5 protein-coding genes are annotated in these 3,376 nt (G+C 71.3%); 1 reads left to right on the top strand and 4 read right to left on the bottom strand.

The window, feature by feature from the left end:
• From PO768_RS28250 to modA, 4 genes are all read right to left on the bottom strand, one after another.
• Positions 1 to 318 (bottom strand): hypothetical protein (locus tag PO768_RS28250; protein WP_272648711.1); only part of this gene is annotated, 318 nt, incomplete at its 3' end.
• 37 nt (positions 319 to 355) lie between these two features.
• Positions 356 to 1,606, bottom strand: coding sequence for a molybdenum ABC transporter ATP-binding protein (modC, locus tag PO768_RS28255; protein ID WP_272648712.1), 1,251 nt, complete (start codon positions 1,604 to 1,606; stop codon positions 356 to 358).
• Entirely contained in the window at positions 1,603 to 2,280 is a 678-nt protein-coding gene (gene modB, locus PO768_RS28260) for a molybdate ABC transporter permease subunit (protein WP_262968800.1), read from the bottom strand. Before modB ends, modC begins: the two co-directional genes overlap by 4 nt.
• Positions 2,281 to 2,293: 13 nt before the next feature.
• Entirely contained in the window at positions 2,294 to 3,022 is a 729-nt protein-coding gene (gene modA / locus PO768_RS28265; protein ID WP_272648714.1) for a molybdate ABC transporter substrate-binding protein, read from the bottom strand.
• A gap of 79 nt (positions 3,023 to 3,101) precedes the next feature.
• On the opposite strand from modA, the gene PO768_RS28270 reads away from it, so the two are divergent.
• Positions 3,102 to 3,376, top strand: a 275-nt coding sequence (locus PO768_RS28270; RefSeq protein ID WP_272648713.1) for a winged helix-turn-helix domain-containing protein, incomplete at its 3' end; no start/stop codon positions are given.

Raw genomic sequence — 3,376 nt, forward strand, 5'->3', positions numbered from 1 at the left:
CCGCAGCGGCGTCTCCGCTCGGCTGGTCGGCGGCCGCGAATCGGCGGCGCTCAGCACCGCCGTGGGCGCCGGGGCCGGGGCGGTCAGCAGGCTGGCGGGGGGCGGGATTTCGGAGACGTCGTCCGAGGTGTCGCCCAGCTCGAAGGCCAGGTCGGCGACATTGCCGCTGAAGCTGTCGCCCAGAGCCTCGGGGTTCTGATGCCCCTCGATCCGCAGCTGCCCGGCATTCGCATCATCGGGAGCGACGATGCCGACGGCGGCAAGGCCGTAGATCGGGATCAGCAGGGCGATGAGAAGGGCGCGAAGCCAGCGGGACATGGGCGCGATTGTATCGATCCCGCCTGGGCGATCACCGCTACTGCACCAGCGCCACCGACTTGACCAGGGCCCAGACCGGCAGGCCGGGCCGCAGCTGCAGCTCGTCGGCGGCCTTGCTGGTGATGCGGGCCAGCAGCACCGCCGGCCCGCAGCGCAGTCGCAGCAGCTGCTGCGAAGGGTGGGCATGCTCGGCCATGCTCTCGATCACGCAGGGCAGCTGGTTCTGGATGCTGCTGTGGCGCGGCTGTTCGGTGGCGATGCTGACATCGCGCGCCAGCACGCGCAGCCGCAGCGGCTGACCCGGGGCCAGGCCGCTGTCCTTGAGCCAGAGGCTGCCGCCGTCGAAGGCGACGCGGCACAGATGCCAGCGCGGGTCGCGCTCGGCCAGCGTGCCGTTCAGCAGCGCGCCCGCCTCATCGCCCAGGCGCAGCGGGTTGTCGATGGCGGCCAGCAGCTCGGCCACCGGGCCGGCGGCGCGAACCTGGCCCTGGTCCAGCAGCACCAGATGGTCGGCCAGCCGGGCCAGCTCGTCGACCGCGTGGGTGACGTAGAGCATGGGGATGTTGAGCTCGTCACGCAGCCGCTCCAGCCAGGGCAGGATCTCCTGCTTGCGGGCGAGGTCCAGCGCCGCCAGCGGTTCGTCCAGCAGCAGCAGGTGCGGGCCGGTGGCCAGCGCGCGGGCGATGGCCACGCGCTGGCGCTCGCCGCCCGAGAGCTGCGCGCTCGAGCGCTTCAGCAGGCCGCCGATGCCCAGCAGCGCGATGGCCTGCTGCAGCGCCTGCGCTCCCCGCGCCCCGCCGGCGCGCTTCAGGCCATAGTGCAGATTGCCCTGCACATCGAGGTGCTCGAACAGGCTGGCCTCCTGGAACACATAGCCCAGCGGGCGTCGCCAGGTGGGCAGGCACAGCCCGGCCGCATCGTCCTGCCAGCACTCGCCGCCGATCTGCACCCGGCCGCTGGCGCCGGGTTCCAGCCCGGCGACGCTGCGCAGCAGGCTGGTCTTGCCACAGCCGGAGGGGCCGAACAGCGCGGTGATGCCGCGCGCCGGCAGCTCGATGTCGACGGCCAGTTCGAAGGCCGCGCGTGGCAGGCGCAGGCGGATCTGGTNGATCTGCACCCGGCCGCTGGCGCCGGGTTCCAGCCCGGCGACGCTGCGCAGCAGGCTGGTCTTGCCACAGCCGGAGGGGCCGAACAGCGCGGTGATGCCGCGCGCCGGCAGCTCGATGTCGACGGCCAGTTCGAAGGCCGCGCGTGGCAGGCGCAGGCGGATCTGGTGGGCCTGGTTCATGGCAGCGCGCGACGATTTTTCATCAGCGCCAGGATCAGCAGCACGGCGAAGGAGAACAGCAGCATGCCGCCGGCCAGCCAATGGGCCTGGGCATATTCCAGCGCCTCGACATGGCCATAGATCAGGGTCGAGACGACACGGGTCTGGCCCGGGATATTGCCGCCCATCATCAGCACCACGCCGAACTCGCCGACCGTGTGCGCGAAGCTCAGGATGGCCGCCGTGGCCAGACCCGGCCGGGCCAGCGGCAGCGCCACCGTGAAGAAGGCATCGAGCGGCCGGGCGCGCAGTGTGGCGGCCACCTCCATCGCACGCGGCCCGATGGCTTCGAAGGCATGCTGGATCGGCTGCACCGCAAAAGGCAGCGAAAAAAGGATGGAGCCGATCAGCAGACCGCTGAAGGTGAAGGGCAGCGTGCCCCAGCCCAGTGCCAGCGTCAGCTGGCCCAGCGGGCCGCTCGGCCCCATCAGCACCAGCAGGTAGAAGCCCAGCACGGTCGGCGGCAGCACCAGGGGCAGGGTCACCAGCGCGGCGACCGGGGCGCGCCAGCGCGAGCGCGTCTGGGCCAGCCACCAGGCCAGCGGCGTGGCCAGCAGCAGCAGCAGCGCGGTGGTCAGGCCGGCCAGCTTCAGCGTCAGCGCGATCGCCTGCCAGGCGGCGGGGTCCAGTGGCATCAGCGAGTCCTCTTCACAGCTCGTAGCCGTGGGCGCGGATGATGGCGCGGGCCTTGTCGCCGCGCAGGTATTGCAGCAGCGCCGCGGCGGCCGGATTGCCGAGCCCGGCCTTCAGCAGCAGCGCGTCCTGGCGGATAGGCTCGTGCAGGTGGGCCGGCACGATCCAGGCCGAGCCCTGGGCGATACGCCCGTCCACCTGCACCTGGCTCAGTGCGACAAAACCCAGCGCCGCGTTCTCGGTGGCGATGAACTGATAGGTCTGGGCAATGCTCTCGCCCTGCACGAACTTGGGCGTCAGCGCCTCCAGCAGGCCCAGCTTGCCCAGGGCCTGGATCGCGGCGGCACCATAGGGCGCCACCTTGGGATCGGCCAGCGCGATGCGCTCGAAGGCGCCGGCCTTTCTGAGCACCGCGCCCTGGGCGTCCACCAGGCCGGGCTGTTTGCTCCACAGCACCAGCCGGCCGGTCGCATAGCTGAAGCGGCTCTCGGCCAGCCCCAGGCCCTCGGCCACCAGCCGCTCCGGCGTCGTATCGTCGGCGGCCAGCAGCAGCTGGAAGGGCGCGCCGTTCCTGATCTGGGCGTAGAACTTGCCGGTCGAGCCGAAGGCCAGCCTGACCTGGTGGCCGCTGTCCTGCTCGAAGGCCTGGGCGATCTTCTGCATGGCCGCGCTGAAGTTGGCGGCCACGGCCACCTGCACCTCGGCCGCATGAACCCTGCCGAGCAGCACGATGAGCAGCAGCATGACGGAAAAACGCAGCACGGCAACCTCGCTATTCCAAACAAGAATAGCGCCAGTATAGGCCGCTGGTTAGGATGGGCGCATGAACAACACCCACTCCGATCTGAGCGAGGTGCTGCGCCACGAGGCCGGCGACAAGCGCATCGCCATCCTGCGCCGCGTCGGCGCGGTCGGTTCGATCTCGCAGGCGGCCCGCGAGGCCGGCGTCAGCTACAAGGCGGCCTGGCAGGCCATCGAAACCCTGAGCAATCTGGCCGGCATGCCCCTGGTCGAGAAGCTGGTCGGCGGCGCCGGCGGCGGCGGTGCGCGGCTGACCGCCGAGGGCGAGCGGGTGCTGGCGGCCGAGGCGGCGCTGAG

This window comes from Paucibacter sp. XJ19-41 (assembly GCF_028462495.1).
In the GTDB taxonomy this organism is placed as follows: Bacteria; Pseudomonadota; Gammaproteobacteria; order Burkholderiales; family Burkholderiaceae_C; genus Roseateles_E.

What these genes read in the sequence shown, in the direction of transcription:
- modB (WP_262968800.1), bottom strand. Translation starts at nt 2,280, where the DNA reads ATGCCACTGGACCCCGCCGCCTGGCAGGCGATCGCGCTGACGCTGAAG.
- modA (WP_272648714.1), bottom strand. Translation starts at nt 3,022, where the DNA reads ATGCTGCTGCTCATCGTGCTGCTCGGCAGGGTTCATGCGGCCGAGGTG.